This is a genomic window from Streptomyces sp. NBC_01390, from assembly GCF_045040105.1.
Classification (GTDB): domain Bacteria; phylum Actinomycetota; class Actinomycetes; order Streptomycetales; family Streptomycetaceae; genus Streptomyces.
This window is the reverse complement of sequence record NZ_CP109551.1, coordinates 10851977-10877468: the sequence shown is the minus strand read 5'-3', so window position 1 is coordinate 10877468 and position 25492 is coordinate 10851977. Positions and strand designations below refer to the sequence as shown.

Genomic DNA, 25492 nt, shown 5'->3' with positions numbered 1-25492 from the left:
CAATGAAAGAAGCACCAAGGAGACGAACCATCCCTGGAGAGGCATCTAGACTTGCGAAAAGCCGATACAGACATCCCATTGACACGAGTTCCATGGCTGCGCTTGGCTTCGCCCAGTAACGCCAGTACCACGAACGTGAGGCACCATGCCGCTGATCTCCCACTCCCCGGACACCGGGGTCTGGCTGCTGACCACACCGCGCACGTCGTACGCGCTGCGGATCGACGAGAGCGGCGCGCCGTGTCATCTCGCGTGGGGGCCACGGCTGACCCTCACGGAGGCGGGCGCGCTGGTCGCCCCGGCTGAGGACTCGGCGAGCAGCTTCGAGGGCCGGACCCCGGTGGGCGAGGAACTCCCCGTCGACGGCGGCACCCGCTACGGCCCGCCTTCTCTCCAGGTGCGGTACGCGGACTCCTCCCGCGGCTTCGAATGGGTGCCGACCGGTCACCGGGTCCTCGAACCGGCCCCCGGAGTCGGTGAGTTGGTGCTGGAGTTCCGCGACCGTCTCTACCCCCTCGACGTCGCGCTGCACTACACGGTCCGCACCGACTCGGACGTCATCGAGCGCCGGACCGTGGTGCGCAACGCCGGTGACGAGCACGTCGACCTGCTGCGTGCCGACTCCGCCGCCTGGACGCTGCCGCCGCTGCGCGACTACCGGCTCAGCCATGTCACCGGCCAGTGGTCGGCCGAGAGCCAACTGCGGCGCGACACGCTGCCGTTCGGCGAGACGGTGCTGACCAGCCGACGCGGCATCACCAGTCATCACGCGAACCCGTGGGTGATGCTCGACGCGGGCGGGGCGACGGAGGAGCACGGCCGGGTGTGGAGTGCGGCCCTTGCCTGGAGCGGGAGTTGGCGCATCACCGCGCAGCGCACCCCCGACGGGCTGGCCGGGTTCACCGGGGGCGTGGGCCATGAGGGTACGGGTGTTCCGCTCGCGCCGGGCGAGGAGTTCACCACGCCGGTGTTCGCCGGACTGTGCACGGACGGCGGGTTCGGTGCGGCGAGCCGCGCCTGGCACACGTACACGACGACCCATGTGCTGCCCACCGCACGGGAGTTGGCGCCGGTGCTCTACAACTCGTGGGAGGCCACCGGCTTCGACGTCGACGAGGCGAGCCAGCTGGCGCTGGCCGAGCGGGCCGCCCTGCTCGGGGTGGAGCTGTATGTCGTGGACGACGGCTGGTTCGGGGCGCGGCGCAGTGACCGGGCGGGGCTGGGCGACTGGACGCCGACTCCGGAGCGCTTCCCCGACGGGCTCAAGCCGCTGACCGACGCCGTGCACGGGCTGGGCATGCGGTTCGGGATCTGGGTCGAGCCGGAGATGGTCAACCCGGACAGCGAGCTGTACCGCGAGCACCCCGACTGGGTGCTGCACCTTCCCGGCCGGTCCCGCACCGAGCTGCGCAACCAGCTCGTCCTGAACTTCGCACGCGACGAAGTGGCCGAGTGGGCGTACGGCTGGCTCACCCGGCTGGTCGGGGACCACGGGATCGACTTCCTCAAGTGGGACATGAACCGCTCGTTCGGCGAGTCGGGCTGGTCGGGGCGGCCGGACGGCGACGACCGGCTGTGGACGCGGTACGTGGCGAATCTGTACGACGTCATCGACCGGCTGCGCGCCGACCATCCCGGACTGCGCGTGGAGACGTGCAGTGGCGGCGGCGGCCGGATCGACCTCGGCATCCTGTCCCGTACGGACCAGGCGTGGACGTCCGACAACACGGACGCCGTGGACCGGCTGGTGATCCAGCACGGGTTCGGACAGGTGTATCCGGCGCGTGCCATGTCCGCCTGGGTGACCGACGTGCCCAATCAGCTCACCGGGCGTTCGGTGCCGTTGCGGTTCCGTTTCCATGCGGCGATGTGCGGGCTGCTCGGCATCGGCGGTGACCTCACCCGCTGGTCGCAGGAGGAGCTCGCGGAGGGCGCGGCGCTCGTCGCCGAGTACAAGACGGTGCGGCATCTGGTGCAGCACGGTGAGCTGTACCGGCTGTCGGGGCCGCTCGGGGAGGAGCCGACGGCTCTGCAGTACGTCGGCGAGAACGGGGCCGAGGCCCTGGTGCTGGGCTTCCGCTACGGCCCCCGGCACGGCCTTCCGCGGATTCCGGTGCGGCTGCGGGGCCTCACCCCCGGCGCCCGGTACCGGGACGCGCGCACGGGTGCCGTCCACCACGCGAACGTGCTCGTCGACTACGGGATGCGGCTCGACCTCGCGCCCGGCGACTGGTCCAGCACGGCCGTGCACCTGGTGCGCGTCGAGGAGGCGTAGCCGGCCCGTTCCCCGGTCGGCTGTCGCAACGGCCGGGGAACCGCGGCGCCCCGGCCGTGCGTTACAGGGGCAACGCCCCCGAGGGCGCGAACGACGACCCCAGGGCAGGCGCGATGAGCGAGTTGGTCCCCGGGGGCAACACGCCCCTTCCGGGCGGCACCCTGACGCTCCGGGTGCCGGGCCCCTTCGATGTGAGCGCGCTGGTGACCGACGACGGCGGCAAGGTCGGCGGCGACGCCGACTTCGTGTTCTACAACCAGCCGGCCGCACCAGGAGCCCGGCTGCACGGCGACACCCTCACCGTCGATCCGGCGGCTCTGCGGCCCGGCGCCACCCGGGTCACGGTGGTGGTCAGCCCGGCCGATCCGGGTGCGGCGCTGGGCGGGCTCCCCGCGCCCACACTCCAGGTCACCGGCCCCGGAGGCCGTCCGCTCGCCCGGTTCACGCCGCCGCGCCCGGAGCGGGAGACGGTCCTGCTGCTGGCGGAGCTGTACCGGCGGGGCGCGGGCTGGAAGCTGCGTGCACTGGGGCAGGGGTACGCGGACGGGCTGGCGGGCCTGGCCCGGGACTTCGGGGTGGACGTCACGGACGACGCCTCCTCGGCGCAGCCCTCGCCAGGGTTCACCGCACCGCCTTCGACGGCCGGTGTGCGGATGGGCGCACCGGCCCGGTTGTCCGGCGCCGCCTCCCGGTTGTCGGGCGTGGCCTCCCGTCTGTCGGAGGCGGCTGCCCGGCGGTCCCGGCCGACGGGCGGCCCGTCATCGGCCGGCGCCGGCGGGTCGGCTCCCCCGGCCGGCGTGTCGCCGGGGTCGGGGTACCCGGCCGCCGGAACACCGGGCCCGCTCGCTCCCGCCGACGGGTTCCTCGGCCTCGTGAACTCCGCCCGGGCCGCTGCCGGTTCTCCGCCCGTCTCCCTCGACGGGCGGCTCGGCGCCGCCGCGCAGGCGCACGCCGACGACATGGCGTCGGCCGGCCGCCTCGGCACCGAGAGCCGGGACGGCACCTCGGTCCACCAGCGCGTCACCGACACCGGGTACACATATCTGACCGTCGGCGAGCACCTGGTCTCCGGCCCGCGTACGCCCGAGGAGTTCGTCGACTACTGCCTGCGCACCGAACAGGCCCGGCGCACCCTGCGCGACCCCGCGTTCACCCAGGTCGGCGTGGCACACGTCACCGGGTCCCGTACGGGTGACACGTACTGGACCGCCCTCTGGGCCCGCCCCCTCATGCCCGGTGACCTGGTACGAACGGCCGCCGAGGTCACGGACCTCACCAACCGGGAGCGCACCCGGGCCGGGCTGCCGCCGTTGGCCACCGACACCCTGCTCACCCGGGCCGCGCAGGCACACAGTACGGACATGGTGGTCCGCGCGTTCTACTCGCACACCGGGCCCGACGGCAGCCAGCCGTGGGACCGGGCAGCCGCCGCGGGGTCCACCCGGCGGACGATCGGCGAGAACATCGCGTGCGGGCAGCGCTCCCCCGCCGAAGTCGTGGAGGGGTGGATGAACAGCCCCGGGCACCGCGCCAACATCCTCAAGCGGGAGTTCACGCACATAGGCATCGGTTTCGCGGGCGGCGGCAAGGCGGGCACGTACTGGACCCAGCTCTTCGGCGCCTGACTCCTCTCCCCAACGGTCGCCGCCCGTCTACGGTTTGCGTGCGACACCGCCCAGGGCGATCACCTCGCCGGTCGTGGCGGCCGTCCCGGGATCGGGGCGCCAGTCGGTGAGGGGGACGACTCCGGGGGCCAGCAGTTCCAGGCCGTCGAAGAACCCGGCGAGTTGCTGCGGGCTCCGCAGGTGGTAGGGGGCAGCCCCGCTCTCGTTGTAGAGGCGGGTGGCCTCGGCGTTGGCCTTGTTGGTGTCCACGCTGTCGTTGAAGGCGAGGAAACTGCCCGACGGCAGGGCGCCCAACAGCGCCCTGACGATGGCGCGCGCCTCGTCGTAGTCGGCAATGTGCCCGCTGACCTGCATCAGGGTGAGAGCGACCGGCCGTTCGAGGTCCAGGGTCCGCGCCGCTTCCCGGAGGACGGCGTCGGGATCGTGCAGGTCGGCGTCGACATAGGCGGTCACGCCCTCGGGAGAACTGGTGAGCAGGGCCGCGGCATGAGTCAGGACGAGGGGGTCGTTGTCCACGTAGACGACACGGGCGTCGGGAGCCACCCGCTGGGCGATCTCGTGAGTGTTGTCCGCCGTGGGCAGGCCGGTGCCGATGTCGAGGAACTGCCGGATCCCGGCTTCGCCGGCCAGGTGACGCACGGCGCGGCCGAGGAAGGCACGGGAGTCACGGGCCAGGTCGGTGATGCCCGGGAAGACCTCGCGGAAGGCGTCGCCCGCCGCGTGGTCGACCGGGTAGTTGTCCTTGCCGCCGAGCCAGTAGTTCCAGATCCGGGCCGAGTGCGGCACCGTCGTGTCGATCTTCTCGGGCGTCTGTGTGCCGGGGGCGGACGAGTCCTGCGTCACCGGGCAACCTCCTTGTGGGGAACAGTAGTTGGCCCTGCCCTACAACGTAGCGTCACCGGCACCGCCGACGGCGCGGATCGTCCGGACCCGGAGCTCCCTTCCGGTCGCCGTTCGCCTGCTCGTCGCCCCTTTCCGCGCGTTCTCCTGGCGGAACGGCACCCTCCGGGACACGATGCCCGCATGAAGGGTGACCTCTTTTCCAGTGAGTACATGGTGCAGCCGGCCACAGCGCCCGGTATGACCACCGAGAACGCCAAGTCGATCAAGTACGCGGTCAACGGTGAGATGTTGGCCCGCCAGGGCGCGATGATCGCCTACCGCGGCAACCTCCAGTTCGAGCGCAAGGGCCAGGGCGTCGGCGGCATGCTGAAGCGCGCGGTCACGGGCGAGGGGCTGCCGCTGATGACGGTGCGCGGACAGGGCGAGGCCTGGTTCGCACACGAGGCGCAGAACTGTTTCATCGTCGAGATCGACCCGGGTGACGTCTTCACGGTCAACGGACGCAACGTGCTGTGCTTCGACGCGTCCCTGACGTACGAGATCAAGACCGTGAAGGGGGCGGGAATCAGCGGCGGCGGCCTGTTCAACAGTGTCTTCACCGGGCAGGGGCGGCTGGGGCTGGTCTGCGAGGGCAATCCGCTGGTGATCCCGGTCTCGCCGCAGTATCCGGTGTACGTCGACACGGACGCGGTGGTGGGCTGGACGGCGAGCCTGCAGACGTCGCTGCACCGTTCGCAGTCCATCGGCTCGATGATCCGCGGCGGTTCCGGCGAGGCCGTCCAGCTCATGCTCCAGGGCGAGGGGTTCGTCGTCGTACGGCCGAGCGAGGCGACTCCGCAGAAGGCCCAACAGCACTGACGCTCCCGCGACTCGTGCCTCGGCACGTGATCGCTGCGGGCGCTGCTGGGCTTCCTCGTGCACCGGGAAGTGTGAGGGGGGAGGCGGGGATCCGGTGGAAAGATCGTGTGCGGGCCGTCACGCGCTGCCATGGAAAGTCCCCGTTTCTTCGCACACCCGCTCGCCGCAGATGAATAAAAGGAAAATCGGGCCCGGGAGTTGCGGAATTATTGAACAGACCCCGTCGCACCCCTCGTACCTCTGGGAAAGGTGAAAGCCAGGGGTTCAGCGAGGGATGGCCATGGTCAAGGCGCACGTCTCCACACACGAGTTGGTGGCCGGAAGGTACCGACTCCTCGATGTCGTCCATCGCGAAACGAACCGGGTCTCCTGGTACGGCGAGGACACCTCGTCCGAGCGCCCGGTCGTCCTCACCCAGATCCAGCTCCCGCCCGACCCCCGGGAGCAGACCGCGCGCCGGGCCATCGCCCGGGTGATGCGCGCCTCCGAGATCCTCGGACTGGTTGTGCCCGGCCGGGTGGGCGTCGTGATCGACGTCCTCGAGGAGTTCGGCACCCTGTGGACGGTCGCCGAGTGGATCGACGGCACACCGCTCAGCGAACTCCTCGAACGGCAGGGCACGTTCAACTACGTGCGGGCGGCGCGCATCACCCTCGAAGTGCTCGACGTGCTGGAGGCCGCGCACCGCGAGGGCATCGTGCACGCCGAACTCAGTCCCGGCCAGGTGTTCGTGCGGGACCAGGGGCCGGTCGTGGTGACCGGCTTCGGTCTGGCGGGGGCCACGTCCGCGTCCCGGGTCGGCGCGCCCTCGTTCGCCTCACCCGAGCAGGCCCACGGCGCGCGCGCCGAGCCGTCGGACGACCTGTGGGCGCTCGGCGCGCTCCTCTACGCGATGGCCGAGGGGCGGCCGCCCTTCCGTGACCGGGGGCGGCCCGACGCCACGCTCAAGGCGGTCGACCGGCTGCCGCTGCGCAGCCCGGTGCGCGCCGGTCCTCTCACCCAGGTCATCCAGGGGCTGCTGCGCAAGAACGCCCGGGAACGGCTGACCGCTCCGGTGGCACGGGACGCCCTGCTGCGCGTCATCAGGGACGAACCCGACACCTCTGACGAACCGCTGCCCTCGGTCCGGCCGCGCGGCGCCGGCGCCAGTGCCGTCGTCGGAGCGCGGCGCGTCGGCCGGATCGGGAACGGAGGTGCCGCCCGCAAACTCGTCCTCGCCGGTACGGCCCTGGCCGTCGTCACCGTCGCCGTTCTCGCCACGACGGACAACCTGCCCGGCATCGACGCCTCAGCGTCCGGCGCGGACACCACACCGTCCGCCGTCGCTCCCGTCCCGTCCATCCCCTCCACGGGCGGCGGCGCCAGCATCCCCGACCAGATCCCACAGCCGAGTCCCTCCCCCTCCGTACCGGCCTCGCCGACTCCGTCGGCGCCGCCCTCCACGCCTCCCGCGCCCACCCCCACTCCCACGCCCTCGCCCACCGGCGGGACCGCCGAGGCCCTGCCTGCGGGGTTCCGGGTGTACAACGCGCCCGAAGGGTTCACCATCGCCCTCCCCCAGGGGTGGAAGCGGCTGAGTGAGGAGGTCTCCCCCGGCAACGTGGCCTACCGCATCGTGTTCGGCGCCGACGACGACCCGCGCACCCTGACCGTCACGTACAGCCAACTGCTGCGCCCGGACCCCGTGGCCGTGTGGCGCGACGACGTCCAACCCGGCCTGATCCAGGCGAACATCGGCTTCCAGCGGATCGGCGCGATCAGGGCGACGACGTATCACGGGCGGAGCGGGGCCGACATGGAGTGGCTGTCCGACTTCGAGGGCACCCGCATCCGGACCTTCGGCCGGGGTTTCCTCACCGGCGAGAAGACGGGCTACTCGCTGCGCTGGACGACACCTGCGGCCGACTGGAACGACACCGCCAACCGGCAGGCACTGGACACCTTCCTGCGGACCTTCAGAGAGTGAACCGCCCGCAGCCATGGGCGGGTACACGTGTCGACCACCGGGTGTACGGACCCGGTGACAGGCCGGGATCCGGGGTCGGGCCCGGTCTGTCAAAGCAGCGTCAATGCGCGCATATAGGCTGCCTGTCTGCACCTTCGCACTCCGTCCAGCCTGCCCGGGAGAGTCACCTGTGACCGTAGCGATCGCCCCGTCCGAAACGTCCGGGACGCCTGAGCCCGCCGAGACGCCCGAGATGCCCCCCGTGTCCGAGGAGTTCGACGGGTCCGAGTGGTCCGAGCCGTCGGCGGAGCGGGACGCCACCGACGACGCCGATGACACCGATGACGCCGACGACACCGACGCCGCCTCCGTCGCCCCCGCCGACGTGTCCCCCCTCGTGGCGCGCGACGCACAGGAGTTCGGGGCCTACGTGCGCACCGGAGGCTGGGCCTTCGGGCTGAGGGTGGCGCGGAGTGTGCGGCCCGGTGGTCAGGCCGCCGGTGAGACGCCGAAGGTCTCCGCCAAGGAGTTCGCCGCCCTCGCCGACTGCTCGCCCGAGCGGGTCATGCGCTACTACAAGGCCTGGGACAAGGCCGCCGACGACGGTGTCGTCCCGCACTTCGAGGCGCTGGCCCCGGGCGCGGAGGTCGAACTCCCGGGCGCCGACCTGTGGCTCACCTACTACAGCTCCCGTTCCAGCGCGGGCTCGGAGCGCGGCGTCGCCATCTCCGAGGCCGCCGAGGCGGAGGGCATCCGGCCGACCAAGGCGCTGGAGGTCGCCGAGAACCCCACCGCGCTGCGGGCCGCGATCATGGCCGACCCCTCGACCGCCCGCGCCGCCCGGCACGCACTGCTCGACCGGATCAAGGAGGACCCGGACCTCCAGGCCGAGCTGGCCCGTGACATCGTCCGCGCCGACGACCTCAAGAAGGCCGTGGCCACCGAGTCCCGGTCGGCCGACCGCGTCGGATACGTGCGCCAGATCGCCGAGTCCGGCCAGGTGAAGACGCCCGCCGGACAGACCATCGAAGCCCCCGTCGACCTGCGTCAGGAGGCCGAACGGCATCTGTCCCTCCTCGACGAGCTGGACGAGGACGAGGACACCGGCGAGTGGGCGAGCGAGGCCTACGACACCCTCAAGAACCTCGTCGTCGAGGCCGTGGAGGCCGACCCGGAGCTGCGCGTCCAGGAACGGCGGACCAAGTTCTACAGCAGCCTGACGAAGGCGACGAAGGCGTTCGAGGAGCTGACCTTCGACGACGTCCAGGAGTTCGCCGAGGACGACATGGTCCAGCAGCTGGAGGAGCTCCAGGAGGCCATCGCCTCGTGCATCACGGCGCTGCGCGGGGCACGTACTTCGCCCGCGTAGCACCTGAGGACACGGGCGCCCCCGCTTGAGTACGCGTACTCAAGCGGGGGGCCGGGACGCTCCGCCACGATGGTGCTCCACCACAAGGAGCGTCCCGATGCCCGCAGTTGACACCGCCTCCCGCCTTGTCCCCGCCGCCACCGGCGCCCCGCGCCGACACCTTCCCGTGCTGCTCGCCGGGCTGGTGACCGTCGCGCTGGCGGTCTCCGTCTGGCAGCCGCACGACCTGATGACCTGGTTCCTGGAGACGTTCTGGATCCTGGTCGGGCTGCCCGTGATCGTCCTGACCTGGCGGCGCTTCCCCCTCACCAACCTGCTGTGCTGCCTGCTCGCGCTCCACGCGCTCGTCCTGATGGTGGGCGGCCACTACACCTACGCACAGGTCCCGCTGGGCGACTGGGCGCGCGACACGTTCGGCCTCGACCGCAATCCGTACGACCGGCTCGGCCACCTGATGCAGGGCTTCGTGCCGGCCGTGCTCGTACGGGAACTGCTGAGCCGGACGTCACCGCTGCGCGGCAGCCGCTGGCTCGCGCCGCTGACCGTGTGCGCCTGTCTGGCCTTCAGCGCGCTGTTCGAGATGTTCGAGTGGGCGGCGGCCGTGATCGGTGGCGCCGCGGCCGACGACTTCCTGGCCACGCAGGGCGACGTGTGGGACACGCAGTGGGACATGTTCTGCGCGCTGATCGGTGCGACCCTCTCGGTGCTCCTGCTGAGCCGCCTCCACGACCGGCAGCTCGCGGCGCTGCGCGCCCGCGCTCAGTCCGTGGTGTAGCGGTACCGCGTCCACAGCGGCAGCACGAACCAGCAGGCCAGGTACCAGGCGACGATCCCCGCGACCAGCCAGGGCACGTACGCGTCGTGGGTGGCCACCCTGAGGACCAGCAGCAACGCCGAGGTCATGGTGGCGAGCAACAGCACCAGACCGGTGAAGGTCAGGCGCGAGGCCCAGCGCACGGCCTGCGGTTTCACCCGGCGTCCGGAGACGATCCGGTGCAGGGAGACCGGCCCGATGAGGGCGCCGGTCGCGGCGGCCCCCAGCACGACGGTGACGATGTAGATCGTGTGTTCCGTCTGGCCCAGCTGCGGGTACCTCGGGGTGAAGACGACGGTCAGCAGGAAACCGAACAGGATCTGCACACCCGTCTGCGCGACCCGCACCTCCTGGATGAGCTCGCCCCACATACGGTCGGCCCGCTCGTCCTCGGTCTCCGTGCGCCCACGTTCGCGCGAGCCGGCCGCGCCGTCCGTGTCCACCATGATTCCTCCCGGCCCACTCGCCCTCGCGTCCTGTCGGCTACGGGTTCCCCGTCTCCGCGAAATCGATCAGGTCCGGACCGGCGGGTTTGAGTGATCGGGGGGAGGGCTACTCGTATCGCACCACGGTGCCCACGTCGAGAAGAGGTCCGGCCATGTCCGGGACGCAGCTCACCCTCACGGTCAGTGGCGGCACCGCCGCCGACGCTCAGACGATCGTACGAGCCCTGGAATCGGCCTTCGGGCCGGCGGACGAGTCCCCGGGGGACGACGACGGACACTCGACGGTGCACACGGCCGCGTTCACCGTCGGTACGGCGTCACTCGCGCCCGGTCATCCGACCAGGACGCCGCTGTCGGCGCCGGTGATGGTCACCATGCAGGGCACTCCCACGGCCGTCCGCTGCGCGGGCGACACCCTCACCGGTACGTTCACCGCCCACGACCAGGGCAGTGTCTCCGGCGACCAGGAACAGGAACGGCAACTGCTCCTGGAGCCGTGACACGCGTACGCCGGTCCGCTACCAGCGGCTCTCCACCTGAGCCTTGATCCGGCGCTCGTAGAGGTCCTGGATCGCGGTGAGCGTCTCCTGCGACAGCGGCGGCAGGGCGGCGGTCGCCGCGTTGGCGCGGGCCTGCTCGGCCGAGCGGGCGCCCGGGATCACCGTGGTCACACCGGGCTGCTCGAGGATCCAGCGCAGGGCCAGCTGCGCCGGCGTGTACCCCTCCGGGGCCAGCGCGGAGAACTCGGCCGCCGCCTCGACGCCGGTGGCGTAGTCGACACCGGAGAAGGTCTCGCCCTGGTCGAAGGCCTCGCCGTGGCGGTTGTACGTGCGGTGGTCGTTCTCCGGGAACACCGTGTCCTTGGTGTACTTGCCCGACAGCAGGCCCGAGGCGAGCGGCACCCGGGCGATGATGCCGACGCCCGCCTTCTCGGCGGCCGGGATCACCTCGGCGAGGGGCTTCATCCGGAACGCGTTGAGGATGATCTGCACGCTGGTCACGCCGGGGCGGGCGATCGCGGTGAGTGCTTCCGCGCAGGTCTCGACGCTGACGCCGTACCGGGCGATACGCCCCTCCTCGACCAGGGTGTCCAGTGCGTCGAAGACCTCGCCGGAGGAGTAGACCAGGGTCGGCGGGCAGTGCAACTGGACCAGGTCGATCCGGTCGACGCCGAGGTTGCGCCGCGAACGGTCGTTCCAGGCACGGAAGTTGTCGAGGACGTAGTTCTCCGGGAGCTGGTCCAGCCGACGGCCCATCTTGGTCGCGACCAGCACGTCCAGCTCGGGCCTGCCGCGCAGGAAGGCGGCGATGGTCTGCTCGCTGCGCCCGTCGCCGTACACGTCGGCCGTGTCGAAGAAGGTCACTCCCGACTCGACCGCCGCGTCCAGCACCGCGAGGGCGTCCTTGTCCTCCACGTCGCCCCAGTCGGCGCCCAGCTGCCATGTTCCGAGGCCGATGACCGACGCCCGCTGACCCGACCTACCGATTGCACGTTCTTCCATGGCGCCAGTCTTTCATCCGTCCGACCTGCCCGCGGACCAGGGCCGCATGTCACCCACACGGGTGAATCGATGAACGCGGCAACTAATTCGAGCTCGTCACCCTTTAGCGTGACCTGATGGCTGATCACTTGGCGCGTCGCGGTTTCCTGCTCGGCGCGGCCTCCCTCGCCCTGGTTCCGATCGCCGCCGACCCGGCCGTCGCCGCCGACGAGCTTCCCGGCTTCCCGGCGGCCGTCACGCCCTACCGCTCCGGCTACCGCAACTGGGTCGGCGAGATCACCGCCGACGGACTGTGGGCCTGCGCGCCGGCCGACCCGGACCAGGTCGTCGCCGTGGTCAACTGGGCCTGGCAGCAAGGCTGGACGGTCCGCGCCCGGGGCTCCGCGCACGGCTGGTCGCCCCTCACGCTCACCGCCGGTACGGAGCCCGGCGCGCGCGTGCTGATCGTGGACACCGCTCCCCAGCTCACCGGCCTCGCCCTGGAGTCCACCGGCCCGGCCTCCGTGCGCGCCGGTACCGGTGTCACCCTGGAGGCCCTCCTCACCTACCTGGAGCGGCACGGACTCGGGGTCACCGCGGCGCCCGCACCCGGCGACCTCACGCTGGGCGGCGCGCTGGCCGTCGACGCGCACGGCACCGCCGTACCGGCCGCCGGCGAGACCGCGGTGCCCGGCCACACGTACGGCTCGCTCAGCAACCTCGTGCTGCGGCTTACGGCGGTCGTGTGGGACGAGGACTCCGGCGCCTACGTCCTGCGGACCTTCCACCGCGACGAGGCGGACTGCGCGGCGCTCCTCACCCACCTCGGCCGGTCCCTGGTCGTCGAGGTGGTGCTGCGGGTGGGGGCGAACAGCAATCTGCGCTGTGTCAGCCGTACGGACATCTCGGCGGCGGAGCTCTTCGCGGCACCCGGCGGCGGCTCCGGCGGGCGGACCTTCGCGAGTTTCCTGGACGAGGCCGGGCGGGTCGAGACGATCTGGTTCGCCTTCACCGAGTCCCCCTGGCTGAAGGTGTGGAGCGTCGCGCCGACCAGACCGCTGGCCTCGCGGCACGTGTCGTCGCCGTACAACTACCCCTTCTCCGACAACGTCCCGACCCTGGTGGCCGACCTCGTCGGGCGGATCCTCTCCGACGGGGCCTGGTATCTCGCGCCGGTGCTCGGCAACGCGCAGCTGGACGTGGCCGCGCTCGGGCTCGTGGCGACGCTGTCGGCGGACATCTGGGGGCCGTCGAAGAACACGCTGCTGTACGTCAGGCCGACGACCCTGCGGGTCACCGCGAACGGGTACGCGGTGCTTACCAGCCGGGCCCAGGTGCAGCGGGTCATCGCGGAGTTCACCGGGTTCTACCGGGAACGTCTGGCTGCGTACGCCGCGTCGGGCCGCTTCCCGGTCAACGGCACGGTCGAGATCCGCGCCACCGGTCTCGACCGCCCGGGCGACGCCGACTCGGCCGGCGCCCGTGCCCCGCTGCTGTCCGCGCTGCGACCGGTCGACGGGCATCCCGAGTGGGACACCGCCGTCTGGCTGGACGTACTGACGCTGCCCGGGACGCCGTACGCGGAGGAGTTCTTCCGCGAGCTCGAACAGTTCCTCCTCGCGACGTACGACGGCGGGCACGCGCTGACCAGGGTCGAGTGGTCCAAGGGCTGGGCGTACACGGACACGGCCGGGTGGAGCGACGAGGAGGTCATCGGCACGGCGGTCCCGGCCTCCTACGGCGACACCGTGTGGCGGGAGGCCGTCGGCACCCTGGACCGGCTCGACCCGCACGGCGTGTTCGGGAACGCGTTCCTCGACCGGCTGCTGCGCTGAAGCCCCGTCAAGGAGTGAGCAGGGCCTGCACCGTGGGGGCGTAGCGGCTCACGATGTCGTCGATCGTCGCCTCCCGCAGATGCGTTCCACGGGCGATGCCGTACATGACGCCCAGGCCGAGCAGGGTGGCGACGGCCAGTTCGGCGCGCAGGCCCGGATCGGGGCCGGTGAGGCGGCCGGCGAGGCGGTCGCTCACCTGGGTGCGGAAGTTGGCGCGCATGATGTCGCCGCGGTCGCCCTGGAAGGGGGCGAACACGATCCGCAGGACGGGGTCGGCGCCGCGCTCGGTCTGGCCGGTGAGGAGATGGCGGACCATATGGCGGCCGAGGTCGTCCAGGGGCGCGTCGAGGAGGGCGTCGGCGTCCTGGTCGAAGGACATGACGCGGGCGAAGAGGCCGTCCTTGTTGCCGAAGTACTTGAGGATCAACGGCGGGCTGACACCGGCGCGTTCGGCGACCGCCTTGAGTGTGATGTCCGCCTGGGAGTGGCGGGCGAGGAGGTGGCGGGCGGCGCGCAGGATGGCGGCCCTGGTCTGCTCCGCGTCCCGGCGCGGGGCCGTGGCCGGGGACGGATCGTCGTCGGTCGTCGGTGGTGTGGGCACGGGACTCATGTTCCCTCCATCGCCCCGTCCCGTGCTGCCGGTGTGTGCTCACGGGCGCGCCGGGTGGAGCCGGTGACCGGGTCGCCGGGGATGGCGAGGGCCGCCGTGCAGGCCAGCAGGGCCACGACGCCCGCCATCCCGAAGGCCAGCAGATAGCCGTGCAGGGTGGGTACCGGGACACCGCCGACCGGGCTGGTGTGGCGTACCAGCACGGCGACGACGACGGCGCTGCACATGGCCTGGCCGACCGTGCGCATCAGGACGTTGACACCGTTGGCGGAGGCGGTCTGACCGGGCGGCACGGCCCCCAGGATCAGCATGGGCAGCGCCGAGTAGGCGAAGGTGGTGCCCATCCCGACGACGGCGGCGCCCACGATGATCATCCAAAGGTCACGGCTGTCCGCGATGCGCACCACATAGCCGAGGGCGATGACCGCCGTGCCGACGGCCAGGGTGACCCGCGGTCCGTACCGTGCCGAGAGGCGGGCCGAGACGGGCGAGAACACCAGCATGATGATGCCGCCGGGCAGCAGAACGAGGCCCGTCTGGACGATGGACAGGCCGAGCCCGTAGCCGGTGGCCTCGGGGGCCTGGACCAGCTGAGCCGTCACCAGGGAGTTGGAGTAGAAGGCGAAGCCGGTCAGCAGGGCGGCGACATGGGACAGGCCGACCCGGGGCCGGGACACCAGCCGCAGGTCCACCAGGGGCCGCGGGGTGCGCAGTTGGTGCCACCACCACAGGCCGAGCATCGCGACGGCACCGAGGAACAGCCCCAGGACGCGCGCGCTGCCCCACCCCCACGCACCGCCCTCGACGATGCCGAGGAGAAGACACACCAGCCCGACGGCCAGCCCCAGCGCGCCCACGACGTCGAAGCGCCCCGGCTCACGGACGGGCGATTCGCGCACCGCCCACCACACGGCTGTCACGCCCACCGTGCCGAGGCCCGCGGTCGCCCAGAACATGACGTGCCAGTTCGCGTACTGGACGATCAGCGCGGCGAGCGGCAGCCCGAGGGCGGCGCCGATCCCGACAGTGGAGCTCATCAGCGCGACGGCGCTTCCGGTGCGCTCGGGCGGCAGTTCGTCACGCAGGATGCTGATCGACAGAGGGACGACGGCGGACGCGGCGCCCTGCAGGGCGCGGGCCGTGATGAGCACGCCGATGTCGGAGGACAGGGCGCACATGACCGAGCCGAGGACCATCAGCCCCAGAGCCGCGATCAGTACCCGCCGTTTGCCGTACATGTCGCCGGCGCGGCCCAGCACCGGGGTGAGGACGGCGCCGGACAGCAGGGTCGCGGTCACCATCCAGGAGACCGCGCCGGGTGAGGCCCCCGTCAGCCGGGGCAGGTCGGGCAGCAGCGGGATGACCACGGTCTGCATGACCGCCATGAGCATCCCGCCGAACGCCAGCGCGGGAACGGTCATCCGGTCGCGCAGGGGCCGCCGGGCGGACGGATCGGACACCGCGGACAGGTCAGAGGGGGCGGATGGGGCGGGTATCGGGACAGGCTGGTCCATCGGTGCTCCAGCGGCCGGCCGCTCTGCGCGACAAAGAAAGGGGTGAATGGCGATTCACCATAGCGGTGAATCGCCATTCACCCAATAACAGCCGCTGTGACCTGGCTGTTCGCCGTCAGACCTCGGCGTCTTCCCGGGTACGGGAGGCCAGTGCCCGGGTCTGTGCGGTGCGGGCGAGCTTCGGGCCGAGCCACCGCTTGAACCGGCGCAGCGCCTCCAGGCGCCCCGCCGCCCGGTCGATGCCGTAGTACAGCTGGGGCGGCACATAGGGCAGCAGGGGCGAATGGCGCTGGCCGAGGAGGGCGAACATCCGGGCGGGGGGCAGCCGGATGTAGCGCGGCAGGTTCTCGTACCACTGGGCGCTGTAGCGGGCCGCGCTCTGGATGGAGAGCAGTTCGGACTTGCGCCGTTCCTCGTACGCGGCGAGCGCGGCGGGGAGTTCGGCGTGCTCGCGGATGGCATCGGCCAGGGCGATGGCGTCCTCCAGCGCGAGGGTGGTGCCGGCGCCGATGGAGTAGTGCGTGGTGTGGGCGGCGTCGCCGAGCAGGACGAGGTTGCCCCGGTGCCAGGTCCGGTTGGTGAGGGTGCGGAAGTTGAGCCACTGGGCTGCGCCGTCGGCGGCGGCGCGGCCGATCAGGGGGTGACCGTCCAGCAGGTCGCCGAAGAGCTTCTCCAGCAGGGCCAGACCGTCGGCCTCGTTCGCCCGGTCGAGGCCGAGTCCGCTCCACGTCTCGGGGGCGCACTCGACGACGCAGGTGCTGTGGTCCTGGCTGTAGCCGTAGCCGTAGCACCAGATCCAGCCGTGCTCCGTCTCCCTGAAGTCGAAGGTGAAGGCGTCGAAGACCTTGGTGGTGCCGAGCCAGATGTACCGGTTGCGTCCGGCCCTCAGGTGGGCGCCGAAGTGTTCGGTGTGCTGTTCGCGCAGCGCGCTGTTGACACCGTCGGCGGCCACGACGAGGTCGGCGTCGGCCAGTGCCTCGTCGTCGGCGTCGGTGATCCCGTGCTCGAACTCCAGCCGTACGCCCAGTTGCCGGGCCCGGTCGGCGAGGATGTCGAGGAGCTTGTGGCGGCCGATGCCGAAGCCCTCGTCGCCCGGGTGTCTGGTCTCGCTGTCACCCACGCGGGCGACCCCGTCGTTCCAGGACACCGAGGCGTCGCCGACGGCCCGCGCGGACTCGGGGTCGTGCTCGTGGAGTTTGTCGAGCAGTCCGCGCCAGTAGGTGACGCCCCAGCCATAGGTCGAGCCCGCCGGGTCGCGCTCGTACACGGTGATGTCATGGGACGGATCCTGGAGCTTCAGCAGGATCGAGAGATACAGGCCGGCGGGCCCGCCTCCGACACAGGCGACCTTCACACACACCCCTAGCGATTACGGAAGGTGGTCAGTTCGCGTCGGAGGGTAGCAGGATGCGGGAACGCCGAAACGCCGTCCACCGCGGTGGTCGGGTGACTGGCCCGGTGACGTGGGGTGAGGTCGGATGCCCTCAGGCGTCGGCCGTACGGCACTCCGGGTGACCCCAGCCCTGGGCGTTCTTGGCGATGGTCTCGCCGGCCGCGTAGGCCTTTCCGCAGAGGCAGCGGCCGGGGAACTTGGCCTTGAGGGTGCGGCCGGAGCTGCCCGAGTTGCCGCTTCGCGGACGGGACGTCTTCGTGCCGGCGGTACTGGACGTGCCTGACGTGCCGGACGACTTCGTGGCCGTGGAGCGTGGGGTGTCGGGCGAAGCCGGGGGGCGGGGGGAGCCCAGGTCGCTGCCGGCCGGCTGCTGCACGATCGCCGCCTGGCTGGCGGCGCGGTCGGCGAAGTCGTTCAGCTTGTCGCCGTCGACCTGGTGGGCGGGTACGTAACGGAACTCGACCGAGCGGCCGGCGAGCAGTTCGTCGATGCGGACGACGAGTTCCTGGTTGGCGACCGGCTTGCCGGCGGCGGTCTTCCAGCCCTTGCGCTTCCAGCCGGGCAGCCAGGTGGTGACGGCCTTCATCGCGTACTGGGAGTCCATCCGGATCTCCAGCGGTACGTCCGGCGCGACAGCCGTCAACAGGCGTTCCAACGCGGTCAGTTCGGCGACGTTGTTGGTGGCCCGGCCGAGCGGTCCGGCCTCCCAGCGATCCGGGTTCTCCGAGCCGTCGGCCACCACCCAGGCCCAGCCCGCCGGTCCCGGATTTCCTTTCGAAGCCCCGTCGCACGCGGCCACCACACGTTCACGCATGGGCTCGATCATGCCATGCGTGCGGCGGGCTCCCGGCCTTCGTGGGCTGCCTCGCTCAGCCCACGTCCACCGACTTGGGCAGCTCACCCGCCGTCGTCGTGACGTCGATGACGGAGAAGTTGGCGCCCTGCGGATCGCTCAGGGCGGCGAACCTGCCGAACGGGGTGTCCATGGGCCCGAAGCGCAGTACGGCGCCGAGCTTCGTGGCGGCGGCGACGGCGTCGTCGCAGTTGCCGACGTTGAAGTACACGTTGATGTACGGCGGCATCTCGGGCGGAAACTCCTCCGTCATCCGCATCCGGCCGAGGACGGTGTCGTCGCCCAGGTTGTACATGCGGAAGTCGACGGCGTCGTCCTGCATCTGCTTGGCCGAGTAGCTGAAGACGTTCTGGAAGAAGGTGTCCGACTTCTCGGTCTCGCGCGTGAAGACCTCGGCCCAGCAGTAGGCGCCGGGCTGTTCCGGTCCCGCTTCGAAGCCCTCGTGGATACCGCCCTGCCAGACACCGAAGACGACACCGCTGGGGTCGCGGGCCAGGCACATGGTGCCGAACTCGCCCACCTGCATCGGCTCCATCAGCAGTTCGCCGCCGTTGTCCCGGATCCTGGTGGCGGTGGCGGCGGCGTCCGGTGAGGCCAGGTACAGGCACCACGCCGACTGCCCTTCCTGGCCGGGCATGGGCGGGACGACCGCGGCGACCGCCTTGCCGTCGGCGTACGCCTGCGTGTAGTTGCCGTACTCCGACGACGACTCGCCGAACGTCCAGCCCAGCACCTCGCCGTAGAAGCTCTTGGCTCCCTCGACGTCGCGGAACATCGCGTCGGCCCAACAGGGGGTTCCTTCAGGTTTCACGGCCATGGCTGCGGCCTCTCCGGTCTCGTCGAACTCGCGGGTTGTCCGGATTTCACGCTAGCCAGGCTTGGTCCGGGCCGCGCGCCGAACGGTCCGGGCTGTTACAGACCGGGGAGCCGGGGGACCTGTCCTCGCCGTGCGGCTCTCCTTCAGCCGCCGCAGCCCGGGGCGCGGCAGCAACACGCCGCTGCGGTCTGATAATTTCATCGGCGCTCGTCTCCTTGGCCCCTCCCCTACCTCCAGGTGTCCAGATGTCCGCTGCACGGGTGCGACGCCGCCTCGCGGCGCGGCATGCCCGCGGCGGCCTCCCGCACCTTCTGGGCGGCGTCATGGTCCTCGTACTCGCCCTCGCGACGTTCGCGTTCACCTGCGCCGGCTCCCTGCCCTCGCCGGACGCCGGGACCTCACGGTCGGCGTCCGCGCACGCCGTGCACACCGTCGACCGGGACCCCTGCCAGGAGAGTCCGCACCACGGCTGTCACGCCCCCGGACAGCACGGCGTCCTCAACCACGCCCCCTTCGTCGGCGCGGACCGGGCCGCAGCGCTGGACCAGCCGAGCACCGACCCCGCCCGGCTGCCGCTCGGCCCGTCGAGGGTCCCCGGCACCGCCCGCCCTCCCGATCTCCACGAACTGCAACTGCTCCGGGTCTAGACCGTGGCCGACCCACCCAGCCACGACCATCACCCCAGCTTGCAGCGCCGTGCCCGGAGACAGGCACGGCACGGAGAAGGACATCCCATGGGTACATCCAACGCCAAGGCGAAGACCGCGGCCCGCCGCGCCCACATGGAGGAGCTGCGCAAGACGGAGCAGGCCCGTGAGCGCCGTATGCGTCTGCTCACGCTCGGCGCGACCGGCGTCATACTCGTCGGCCTGGTCGGCGGCGGCTGGCTCCTCGTCGACTCCGCCCAGGACAAGGAGGAGGCGAAGGCGGCGCCGATCTCAGGTGTGAAGACCTGGTCCAAGCTCACCCAGAACCACGTCGCGAAGCCCGTCACCTACAAGATGAGCCCGCCCGTGGGTGGCGACCACAACCCGGTGTGGGTGAACTGCGACCGGCAGGTCTACACGAAGGTGGTCCCCAACGAAAACGCGGTGCACGCCCTCGAACACGGCGCCGTGTGGATCACGTACAACGACAAGGCGGCCAAGGCGGACGTCGAGACGCTCTCCGAGAAGGTGACGAACACGTCGTACACCTTCATGAGTCCGTACGAGGACCAGTCGTCGCCGATCGTGCTCAGCGCCTGGGAGCACCAGCTCAAGGTCGACAAGGCGTCGGACCCCCGGGTCGCCAAGTTCCTCGACAAGTACGTACAGGGCGAGCAGACGCCCGAGCCCGGTGCCGCGTGCACCAACGGGATGACACCGTGAACTGAGGTCCGGCCGCGGGGCGTTCGCACCGGACGACCCCGCGCCGGCGCCCGTGTGTCCGGGTGTCCGTGCCGTGGAAATTCGGTGGACCACGGGCCCGTCGGCGGCTGGGATGGGCCCATGTGTGCCCTGAAGATGCATGCGGACGAGGTGGAGATCGATGCCTCGCTGGTCCGACGCCTGATCGCCCGCCAGTTTCCCGAGTGGGCGGGTCTGCCGGTGGAGCGGCTGGAGTCCGCCGGGACCGAGAACGCCATGTTCCGGCTCGGCTGTGATCTGGTCGTCCGGCTGCCGAGACATCCCGGCGCGGTCAGCAGCATCGAGCACGAGCAGCGCTGGCTCTCCCTGCTGGGGCCCCGGCTGCCGGTCGCCGTGCCCGAGCCGCTCGGGCGGGGCGGCGCCGACGAGGAATTCCCCTGGCCCTGGTCCGTGTTCGGCTGGCTCGACGGGCGGAATCCGGCGGTCGACGCCCTCGGCTCACCCGAGACACTGGCCCGGGAACTCGCCGGCTTCGTCCGCGCCCTGCGCCGCGTCGACGCCGGCGACGGGCCCGCCCATGCCCGGGCCGTTCCGCTGTCGGCACGGGACACGGACACGCGGGCGGCCCTCGCCCGGCTGACGGGGACGGCGGACCCGGTGGACACGGAGGCGGTGACAGCCCTGTGGGAGAAGGCCCTGCTGGCTCCCGAACACACGGGCCCGCCGGTCTGGGCGCACGCGGACCTCTCCCCGGGGAACGTGCTGGTCACCGAGGGACGACTGAGTGCCGTGATCGACTTCGGCTGTACCGGGATCGGTGATCCGGCCGTCGACCTGATCGTGGCCTGGAACCTGCTGCCCGCCGGTGTCCGTGACACCTTCCGCGAGGCGGTCGGCGCCGACGACGCCGAGTGGGCGCGCGGGCGGGGCTGGGCGCTGTCGATCTCGCTGATCCAGCTGCCGTACTACCGGGTGACGAATCCGGTGCTCGCGGCGAACTCCCGGCATGTGATCAGGGAGATCCTGGCCGAGTGAGCGGCCTGAACCGCCCGGGAGGGGGCGGCTCGGGCCCGACGGCCGGGCGGGTGCGCCGCTACTCCCCCGCGTACGCCTTCTTCAGGGCGGCGATGTCCAGCTTGCCCATCGCGTACATGGCTTTGGTGGTCCGGACGGCCTTCTCCTGGTCCGGGTCGCTGATCATCTCGATCAGGCCGTCCGGGACGACCTGCCAGGACAGGCCGTACTTGTCCTTGAGCCACCCGCAGGGGCCGCCCTCGCCGCCGCCCTCGGTGAGCTTCGCCCAGTAGTGGTCGACCTCCTGCTGGTCCGCGCAGTAGATCTGGAAGGAGACGGCCTCGGTGAACTTGAACTGCGGGCCGCCGTTCAGAGCGACGAACTTCTGGCCGTTGGCCACGAAGTCGACGGCCAGCACACCGCCGGCGGGGGCGGGGCCCGCCTCGTTGTAGTAGCCGATCCTGCCGATGGTCGAGTTCTTGAAGACGGAGACGTAGAAGTGGGCGGCTTCCTCGGCCTGGCCGTCGAACCAGAGACACGTGGTGAATCCGTCGGTGGTCATGGAGTACCTCCTGGAGCGGGAACCTGTCACCTCTTTCGACCGATCCTCGGACGGAAACTCATCGGTGGCGCGACGAGTTCTCCGTCCGGGCCGTCTCAGCACCCCTCAGCGCTGACGAGGCGCTCCCGCACCGGTGGTCACTGACCCACGCGGCCGTCGATGCACTCGCGCAGGAGGTCGGCGTGGCCGCAGTGGCGCGCGTACTCGTTGACATGCGCCGACAGGACGTCGCGGAGCTGGAGCTGCCCGCCGGGCTCGGCGCCGAAGTCGGAGTGGCCGGCGTTCGTGGTGCCGAGGTCGGCGACACCGGCGATGAACCGGTCGGTGAGTTCCGTCTCCGCCCGCCACTGCTTCCAGGCATCCTCCACGACGGCCGGATCGGCGACCGCGCCGTTCCAGTCGCCGTCACGGTCGTCGTCGGTGCGGTACAGCTTGGGCGCATCCTCCCCGGCCATCACCCGGCGGAAGTGCCGTTCGTCCTCGGTCAGGTGCCGTACCAGCCCGAGCAGGGACATCGTGGACGGCGGTACGGATCGCCGGGCCATCTGTTCGGCGTCCAGGCCCGCGCACTTCATCTCCACGGTGAGGCGGTAGTGGCGCAGGCCCTCGAGCAGCGTGCCGCGTTCGTCGACGATCTCGGTGTCGGTCTCGCGCGGGTCGTCGTCCGGGTCGACCCACATGTCGTCATAGACGGTCGCGACCGTCCACCGGGCCGCCGTTGTCCCGCTGCCGTGCTCACGCGAATCCATGGGGGCATCGTCGCGCCCGTCGACACGGCCCGCCACCGGTTTTCGGGGCCGGCGCGGGGCCTTTCCCCACCGTCTGCCGCCGGTGGTTCCGCCTACCGCGCCTGGTGCACGATCTGGATCAGATTGCCGCAGGTGTCGTCCAGCACCGCTGTGGTGACCGGGCCCATCTCCCGCGGCTCCTGGGTGAAGCGCACGCCCAGCCCGCGCAGCCGGTCGTACTCCGCGTGCACGTCGGCCACGGCGAAGGCGGTGGCCGGGATTCCGTCCCTGGCCAGGGCGTCCCGGAACGGCTTCACCGCGGGGTGGCCGGAGGGCTCCAGCAGCAGTTCGGTTCCGCCGGGGTCCTCCGGCGAGACCACGGTCAGCCACCGGTCCGCGCCCAACGGCACCTCGGTCTTCTTCACGAAGCCCAGCACGTCCGTGTAGAAGCGCAGGGCCTCCTCCTGGTCGTCGACGAAGACGCTGGTCAGATGGATCCTCATGGTGTGCTCTCTGATCGTCGGGGTTCGTCCTGGTTCGCCCTGGTCCAGGGCCGTCTACGAGGCGGCGTCGGTCCACATCGCGGTGAGTCCGTCGTCCACGGCCGGGGCTCCGCCTATCGGCTGCTCCGCCCAGATGGTCTTGCCGCTGTGGTGGTAGCGGCTGCCCCAGCGTCTGGTGAGCTGGGCCACCAAAAACAGCCCTCGGCCGCCCTCGTCCGCCGCTCGTGCCCGGCGCAGGCGTGGCTGGGTGTTGCTGGAGTCCCGGACCTCGCACACCAGGGTGGTGCCGTCGTGGAAGAGGCGCAGCCCGACGGTGCCGCCCGCGTACCGCATCGCGTTGGTGACCAGTTCGCTGACGATCAGCTCCGTGCTGAAGGCCAGGTGGTCGAGCCCCCAGTCGGCGAGTCGGCGCGCGACCACGTTGCGCGCGTCGGCCACCACCGCCGGGTCGTCGGGAAACCGCCAGTCGGCGATGTCGTTCGCCGGAAGCAGCCGGGGGCGGGCCAGGAGCAGCGCCATGTCGTCGCGGGGCGGCGGCTCGGCGGCGCCCGCCATGACGGCACTGCCCATGTCCTCCAGGGTCCCGGTGCCCCGGCAGAGCGACGAGAGAGTGTCGAGCAGTTCTCGGGTGCCCTGGTCGACGTCACGCGCGCCCCGCTCCACGAGGCCGTCGGTGTAGAGCGCGAGGGTACTGCCGGGTTCCAGGGAGACGGTGGTGACCTCGAAGGGCATGCCACCGACGCCGAGGGGTGGCCCCGGGGACACCTCGACCGGCCGGGCGGTGCCGTCGGGCCCGATCACGGCGGGTGCCGGATGCCCCGCACTGGCCAGGGAGCAGCTGCCGGAGAGCGGATCGTAGACCGCGTACAGGCAGGTGGCGCCGACGGTGTCCCTCTCCTGGGGGTCGACTTCCTCGGCGAGTTGCTGGACGAGGTCGTCCAGGTGGATGAGGAGCTCTCCCGGTTCCAGTTCGAGGTCGGCCAGGGTACGGATCGCGGTCCGCAGGCGCCCCATCATCGCCGCGGCGTGCAGACCGTGGCCGAAGACGTCGCCGACGACGAAGGCGACCCGCAGCGACGGCAGCGGGATGGCGTCGAACCAGTCACCGCTGATGTCCGCGCCGCCCCCGGCCGGTACGTAGCAGCCGGCCGACTCGGCCGCCGCGGTCCTGGTGGTGGCGCGTGGGAGCAGGCGCTGTTGCAGCGCGACCGCCGCCCGGTGTTCGCGCGTGTACTGGCGCGCGTTGTCCACGCTGAGCGCGGCCCGTGAGGCGATGTCGAACACGAGGTCGGCGTCTTCCTGTTCGAAAGCCTCCGGCTGTTCGGTCCGCCAGACGGTGACGAACCCCAGCAGCAGACCGCGCGCGTACAGCGGGGACACCACGGCGGAGTGCCCCTGCTCGGGCATCGTCGCCCGGATGAGTTCGGGATCGCCGAGAAGGTCGACCATCTCCTGCCGGGTCGTGTTGAAGACGGTGTCCCCGTGGATGGCGGCCCGCCGCACCTGCGGCACATCGGGGAACCGCGGGATCAGACCGCCCACGGGGACGAGTTCGGCGGGCCAGGGGCCGGTGTCGGAGGCGACAGCCACCCGGCGGAGCCGCAGCCAGTGGCCGGGAAGGATCACCTTCGACGGTTCCTCGCCCTCCAGGACCGCCTCGGCCATCTCCACCGTCGCCATGTCTCCCAGGCCGGGGACCAGCACATCGGCGATGTCCTGGGCGGTACGGGTCACGTCCAGGGAGTCCCCGATGCGTGCCGACGCCTCGTGGCCGACCTTGGTGCGCCGCCGTGCCCGCCGCTGTTCCGTGCTGTCGGTGAAGAACGCCGCGATGCCGGCCGGGCGGTCCTGGCCGTCCGCCAGCCGGAAGGCGGACACCGACACGTACCGTTCCCGCCCCGATCCGTCCGGCGCGCGCATCCGCTGTTCCCGTGCGAGCAGCGGCGCCCCCGTCTCCAGTACCCGGCGCAGCTGGTCACCGACCTCCTGTGCGTCCTCGGCGGCGATGACGTCCTCGACCCGGTGTCCCGGTCGCAGCAGCGGCCAGCCGTGGACCTCGGCGGTGACGTTCGTGAGAAGAACCCGCAGTTCGGTGTCGCAGAGGACGACCCCGAGCAGGGACTGGGCCAGCAGGGCGGTCAGCAGCGACGATCCCTGTTCCTGTCCGCCCTCGTCGCGGGCCGGCGCCGCAAGCAGGACGATCTTGGAGGAGCCGTCCAGGTGCACCTCGTCGACGGTGGCCTCGACGGGCACGCCCGAGGCGTGCCGGAAGACGGTCGGTCCCGTTGGTACGAACGGGGTGTCGCCGCGCGCGTCCACACCGTTCGTCGACACCGGATCGACGAGCAGCCCCGCCATCGGCCGACCGCAGACCTGTTCGGCCGACCGCCCCAGCAGTTCCGCCGCCGCGTGCGACCAGCCCTGCACGATCCCCGCGCTGTCGAGCAGCATGACGGCGACCTCGTCGGCCGACTCGGCCGACACGTCCGCGTCGTCGTGCTCGCTCAGGGCTGCCATGGGCCACCTCACCTGCGGCGCTGTCTCCGGCGCCGCCCTCCCCCTCATTATGGTGCGCCGCGCGGGGTCACGCCCGGCACTCCGGAGCGCCGGCCCGCTGCCCCGACACGCGTCGGGCCCACCGGGCCGGTACGGTCGACG

At 71.4% G+C, this 25492-nt stretch carries 23 protein-coding genes; 11 read left to right on the top strand and 12 right to left on the bottom strand.

Annotation, left to right across the window (positions count from 1 at the left end; genetic code table 11):
* The first annotated feature begins 145 nt into the window (after nucleotides 1-145).
* A complete protein-coding gene (locus OG241_RS48465; RefSeq protein ID WP_405825382.1) occupies nucleotides 146-2275 on the top strand; it encodes an alpha-galactosidase in 2130 nt (709 codons plus the stop codon).
* Between the two features lie 113 nt (nucleotides 2276-2388).
* On the top strand, nucleotides 2389-3900 hold the full coding sequence (locus OG241_RS48460) for a CAP domain-containing protein (RefSeq protein ID WP_405826851.1): 1512 nt from the start codon (nucleotides 2389-2391) through the stop codon (nucleotides 3898-3900).
* Nucleotides 3901-3927: 27 nt separating this feature from the next.
* Here the strand turns inward: OG241_RS48460 and OG241_RS48455 are convergent, their stop codons facing one another.
* Nucleotides 3928-4743 (bottom strand): SAM-dependent methyltransferase, encoded by an 816-nt coding sequence (locus tag OG241_RS48455; RefSeq protein ID WP_405825381.1) that lies wholly within the window; start codon nucleotides 4741-4743, stop codon nucleotides 3928-3930.
* 180 nt (nucleotides 4744-4923) lie between these two features.
* On the opposite strand from OG241_RS48455, the gene OG241_RS48450 reads away from it, so the two are divergent.
* From OG241_RS48450 to OG241_RS48435, 4 genes are all read left to right on the top strand, one after another.
* Nucleotides 4924-5601, top strand: a complete 678-nt coding sequence (locus OG241_RS48450) for an AIM24 family protein (RefSeq protein ID WP_405825379.1) — start codon at nucleotides 4924-4926, stop codon at nucleotides 5599-5601.
* Between the two features lie 280 nt (nucleotides 5602-5881).
* Nucleotides 5882-7567: a serine/threonine-protein kinase gene (locus OG241_RS48445; protein WP_405826849.1), complete on the top strand. Its 1686-nt coding sequence runs from the start codon at nucleotides 5882-5884 to the stop codon at nucleotides 7565-7567.
* A gap of 169 nt (nucleotides 7568-7736) precedes the next feature.
* The gene (locus tag OG241_RS48440; RefSeq protein ID WP_405825378.1) at nucleotides 7737-8915 is read left to right on the top strand and encodes a hypothetical protein; all 1179 of its coding nucleotides are present in this window, start codon (nucleotides 7737-7739) and stop codon (nucleotides 8913-8915) included.
* A 97-nt stretch (nucleotides 8916-9012) separates the two neighbouring features.
* Entirely contained in the window at nucleotides 9013-9690 is a 678-nt protein-coding gene (locus tag OG241_RS48435; protein WP_405825376.1) for a DUF2238 domain-containing protein, read from the top strand.
* On the opposite strand, the gene OG241_RS48430 is transcribed toward OG241_RS48435, so the two are convergent.
* Nucleotides 9675-10175: a DUF6328 family protein gene (locus tag OG241_RS48430; protein ID WP_405825374.1), complete on the bottom strand. Its 501-nt coding sequence runs from the start codon at nucleotides 10173-10175 to the stop codon at nucleotides 9675-9677. The genes OG241_RS48435 and OG241_RS48430 overlap by 16 nt on opposite strands.
* A gap of 152 nt (nucleotides 10176-10327) precedes the next feature.
* On the opposite strand from OG241_RS48430, the gene OG241_RS48425 reads away from it, so the two are divergent.
* The gene (locus OG241_RS48425) at nucleotides 10328-10675 is read left to right on the top strand and encodes a hypothetical protein (RefSeq protein WP_405825372.1); all 348 of its coding nucleotides are present in this window, start codon (nucleotides 10328-10330) and stop codon (nucleotides 10673-10675) included.
* Nucleotides 10676-10693: 18 nt separating this feature from the next.
* Here the strand turns inward: OG241_RS48425 and OG241_RS48420 are convergent, their stop codons facing one another.
* Entirely contained in the window at nucleotides 10694-11677 is a 984-nt protein-coding gene (locus tag OG241_RS48420) for an aldo/keto reductase (protein WP_405825370.1), read from the bottom strand.
* A 116-nt stretch (nucleotides 11678-11793) separates the two neighbouring features.
* On the opposite strand from OG241_RS48420, the gene OG241_RS48415 reads away from it, so the two are divergent.
* Nucleotides 11794-13491: a cholesterol oxidase substrate-binding domain-containing protein gene (locus OG241_RS48415; protein WP_405825368.1), complete on the top strand. Its 1698-nt coding sequence runs from the start codon at nucleotides 11794-11796 to the stop codon at nucleotides 13489-13491.
* A 7-nt stretch (nucleotides 13492-13498) separates the two neighbouring features.
* Here the strand turns inward: OG241_RS48415 and OG241_RS48410 are convergent, their stop codons facing one another.
* The 5 genes from OG241_RS48410 to OG241_RS48390 all read right to left on the bottom strand — a co-directional run bounded on the left by OG241_RS48410 (nucleotide 13499) and on the right by OG241_RS48390 (nucleotide 18678).
* Complete coding sequence (locus tag OG241_RS48410) at nucleotides 13499-14101, bottom strand: TetR family transcriptional regulator (protein WP_405825367.1); 603 nt, start codon at nucleotides 14099-14101, stop codon at nucleotides 13499-13501.
* A complete protein-coding gene (locus OG241_RS48405; protein ID WP_405825365.1) occupies nucleotides 14098-15615 on the bottom strand; it encodes an MFS transporter in 1518 nt (505 codons plus the stop codon). The genes OG241_RS48410 and OG241_RS48405 overlap by 4 nt, the downstream gene beginning before the upstream one ends.
* A gap of 115 nt (nucleotides 15616-15730) precedes the next feature.
* The gene (locus OG241_RS48400; RefSeq protein WP_405825363.1) at nucleotides 15731-16969 is read right to left on the bottom strand and encodes an FAD-dependent monooxygenase; all 1239 of its coding nucleotides are present in this window, start codon (nucleotides 16967-16969) and stop codon (nucleotides 15731-15733) included.
* A gap of 130 nt (nucleotides 16970-17099) precedes the next feature.
* Nucleotides 17100-17834: a ribonuclease H gene (locus OG241_RS48395; protein WP_405825361.1), complete on the bottom strand. Its 735-nt coding sequence runs from the start codon at nucleotides 17832-17834 to the stop codon at nucleotides 17100-17102.
* Between the two features lie 43 nt (nucleotides 17835-17877).
* On the bottom strand, nucleotides 17878-18678 hold the full coding sequence (locus tag OG241_RS48390; protein WP_405825359.1) for a VOC family protein: 801 nt from the start codon (nucleotides 18676-18678) through the stop codon (nucleotides 17878-17880).
* A gap of 245 nt (nucleotides 18679-18923) precedes the next feature.
* Here OG241_RS48390 and OG241_RS48385 point away from each other — a divergent pair, with 245 nt between their 5' ends.
* The 3 genes from OG241_RS48385 to OG241_RS48375 all read left to right on the top strand — a co-directional run bounded on the left by OG241_RS48385 (nucleotide 18924) and on the right by OG241_RS48375 (nucleotide 21062).
* On the top strand, nucleotides 18924-19325 hold the full coding sequence (locus tag OG241_RS48385; protein WP_405825358.1) for a hypothetical protein: 402 nt from the start codon (nucleotides 18924-18926) through the stop codon (nucleotides 19323-19325).
* 87 nt (nucleotides 19326-19412) lie between these two features.
* Nucleotides 19413-20048 (top strand): DUF3105 domain-containing protein, encoded by a 636-nt coding sequence (locus OG241_RS48380; protein ID WP_405825356.1) that lies wholly within the window; start codon nucleotides 19413-19415, stop codon nucleotides 20046-20048.
* 120 nt (nucleotides 20049-20168) lie between these two features.
* A complete protein-coding gene (locus OG241_RS48375; protein ID WP_405825354.1) occupies nucleotides 20169-21062 on the top strand; it encodes an aminoglycoside phosphotransferase family protein in 894 nt (297 codons plus the stop codon).
* A 58-nt stretch (nucleotides 21063-21120) separates the two neighbouring features.
* Here OG241_RS48375 and OG241_RS48370 read toward each other — a convergent pair whose 3' ends face one another.
* From OG241_RS48370 to OG241_RS48355, 4 genes are all read right to left on the bottom strand, one after another.
* Nucleotides 21121-21603 carry a VOC family protein gene (locus tag OG241_RS48370; protein WP_405825352.1) on the bottom strand — a complete coding sequence of 161 codons (483 nt, stop codon included), beginning with the start codon at nucleotides 21601-21603 and terminating at the stop codon, nucleotides 21121-21123.
* Nucleotides 21604-21740: 137 nt separating this feature from the next.
* A complete protein-coding gene (locus OG241_RS48365) occupies nucleotides 21741-22352 on the bottom strand; it encodes a DinB family protein (RefSeq protein ID WP_405825351.1) in 612 nt (203 codons plus the stop codon).
* A 92-nt stretch (nucleotides 22353-22444) separates the two neighbouring features.
* Complete coding sequence (locus OG241_RS48360) at nucleotides 22445-22834, bottom strand: VOC family protein (protein WP_405825349.1); 390 nt, start codon at nucleotides 22832-22834, stop codon at nucleotides 22445-22447.
* 54 nt (nucleotides 22835-22888) lie between these two features.
* Nucleotides 22889-25351, bottom strand: a complete 2463-nt coding sequence (locus OG241_RS48355) for a SpoIIE family protein phosphatase (protein ID WP_405825347.1) — start codon at nucleotides 25349-25351, stop codon at nucleotides 22889-22891.
* Nucleotides 25352-25492: the final 141 nt, after the last annotated feature.

Excerpts from the sequence above, each read along its gene's own strand:
- OG241_RS48465 (WP_405825382.1), top strand. The coding sequence starts at position 146 with ATGCCGCTGATCTCCCACTCCCCGGACACCGGGGTCTGGCTGCTGACC.
- OG241_RS48460 (WP_405826851.1), top strand. The coding sequence starts at position 2,389 with ATGAGCGAGTTGGTCCCCGGGGGCAACACGCCCCTTCCGGGCGGCACC.
- OG241_RS48450 (WP_405825379.1), top strand. The coding sequence starts at position 4,924 with ATGAAGGGTGACCTCTTTTCCAGTGAGTACATGGTGCAGCCGGCCACA.
- OG241_RS48445 (WP_405826849.1), top strand. The coding sequence starts at position 5,882 with ATGGTCAAGGCGCACGTCTCCACACACGAGTTGGTGGCCGGAAGGTAC.
- OG241_RS48435 (WP_405825376.1), top strand. The coding sequence starts at position 9,013 with ATGCCCGCAGTTGACACCGCCTCCCGCCTTGTCCCCGCCGCCACCGGC.
- OG241_RS48430 (WP_405825374.1), bottom strand. The coding sequence starts at position 10,175 with ATGGTGGACACGGACGGCGCGGCCGGCTCGCGCGAACGTGGGCGCACG.
- OG241_RS48425 (WP_405825372.1), top strand. The coding sequence starts at position 10,328 with ATGTCCGGGACGCAGCTCACCCTCACGGTCAGTGGCGGCACCGCCGCC.
- OG241_RS48420 (WP_405825370.1), bottom strand. The coding sequence starts at position 11,677 with ATGGAAGAACGTGCAATCGGTAGGTCGGGTCAGCGGGCGTCGGTCATC.
- OG241_RS48415 (WP_405825368.1), top strand. The coding sequence starts at position 11,794 with ATGGCTGATCACTTGGCGCGTCGCGGTTTCCTGCTCGGCGCGGCCTCC.
- OG241_RS48410 (WP_405825367.1), bottom strand. The coding sequence starts at position 14,101 with ATGAGTCCCGTGCCCACACCACCGACGACCGACGACGATCCGTCCCCG.
- OG241_RS48405 (WP_405825365.1), bottom strand. The coding sequence starts at position 15,615 with ATGGACCAGCCTGTCCCGATACCCGCCCCATCCGCCCCCTCTGACCTG.
- OG241_RS48395 (WP_405825361.1), bottom strand. The coding sequence starts at position 17,834 with ATGATCGAGCCCATGCGTGAACGTGTGGTGGCCGCGTGCGACGGGGCT.
- OG241_RS48390 (WP_405825359.1), bottom strand. The coding sequence starts at position 18,678 with ATGGCCGTGAAACCTGAAGGAACCCCCTGTTGGGCCGACGCGATGTTC.
- OG241_RS48385 (WP_405825358.1), top strand. The coding sequence starts at position 18,924 with ATGTCCGCTGCACGGGTGCGACGCCGCCTCGCGGCGCGGCATGCCCGC.
- OG241_RS48380 (WP_405825356.1), top strand. The coding sequence starts at position 19,413 with ATGGGTACATCCAACGCCAAGGCGAAGACCGCGGCCCGCCGCGCCCAC.
- OG241_RS48375 (WP_405825354.1), top strand. The coding sequence starts at position 20,169 with ATGTGTGCCCTGAAGATGCATGCGGACGAGGTGGAGATCGATGCCTCG.
- OG241_RS48370 (WP_405825352.1), bottom strand. The coding sequence starts at position 21,603 with ATGACCACCGACGGATTCACCACGTGTCTCTGGTTCGACGGCCAGGCC.
- OG241_RS48365 (WP_405825351.1), bottom strand. The coding sequence starts at position 22,352 with ATGGATTCGCGTGAGCACGGCAGCGGGACAACGGCGGCCCGGTGGACG.
- OG241_RS48360 (WP_405825349.1), bottom strand. The coding sequence starts at position 22,834 with ATGAGGATCCATCTGACCAGCGTCTTCGTCGACGACCAGGAGGAGGCC.
- OG241_RS48355 (WP_405825347.1), bottom strand. The coding sequence starts at position 25,351 with ATGGCAGCCCTGAGCGAGCACGACGACGCGGACGTGTCGGCCGAGTCG.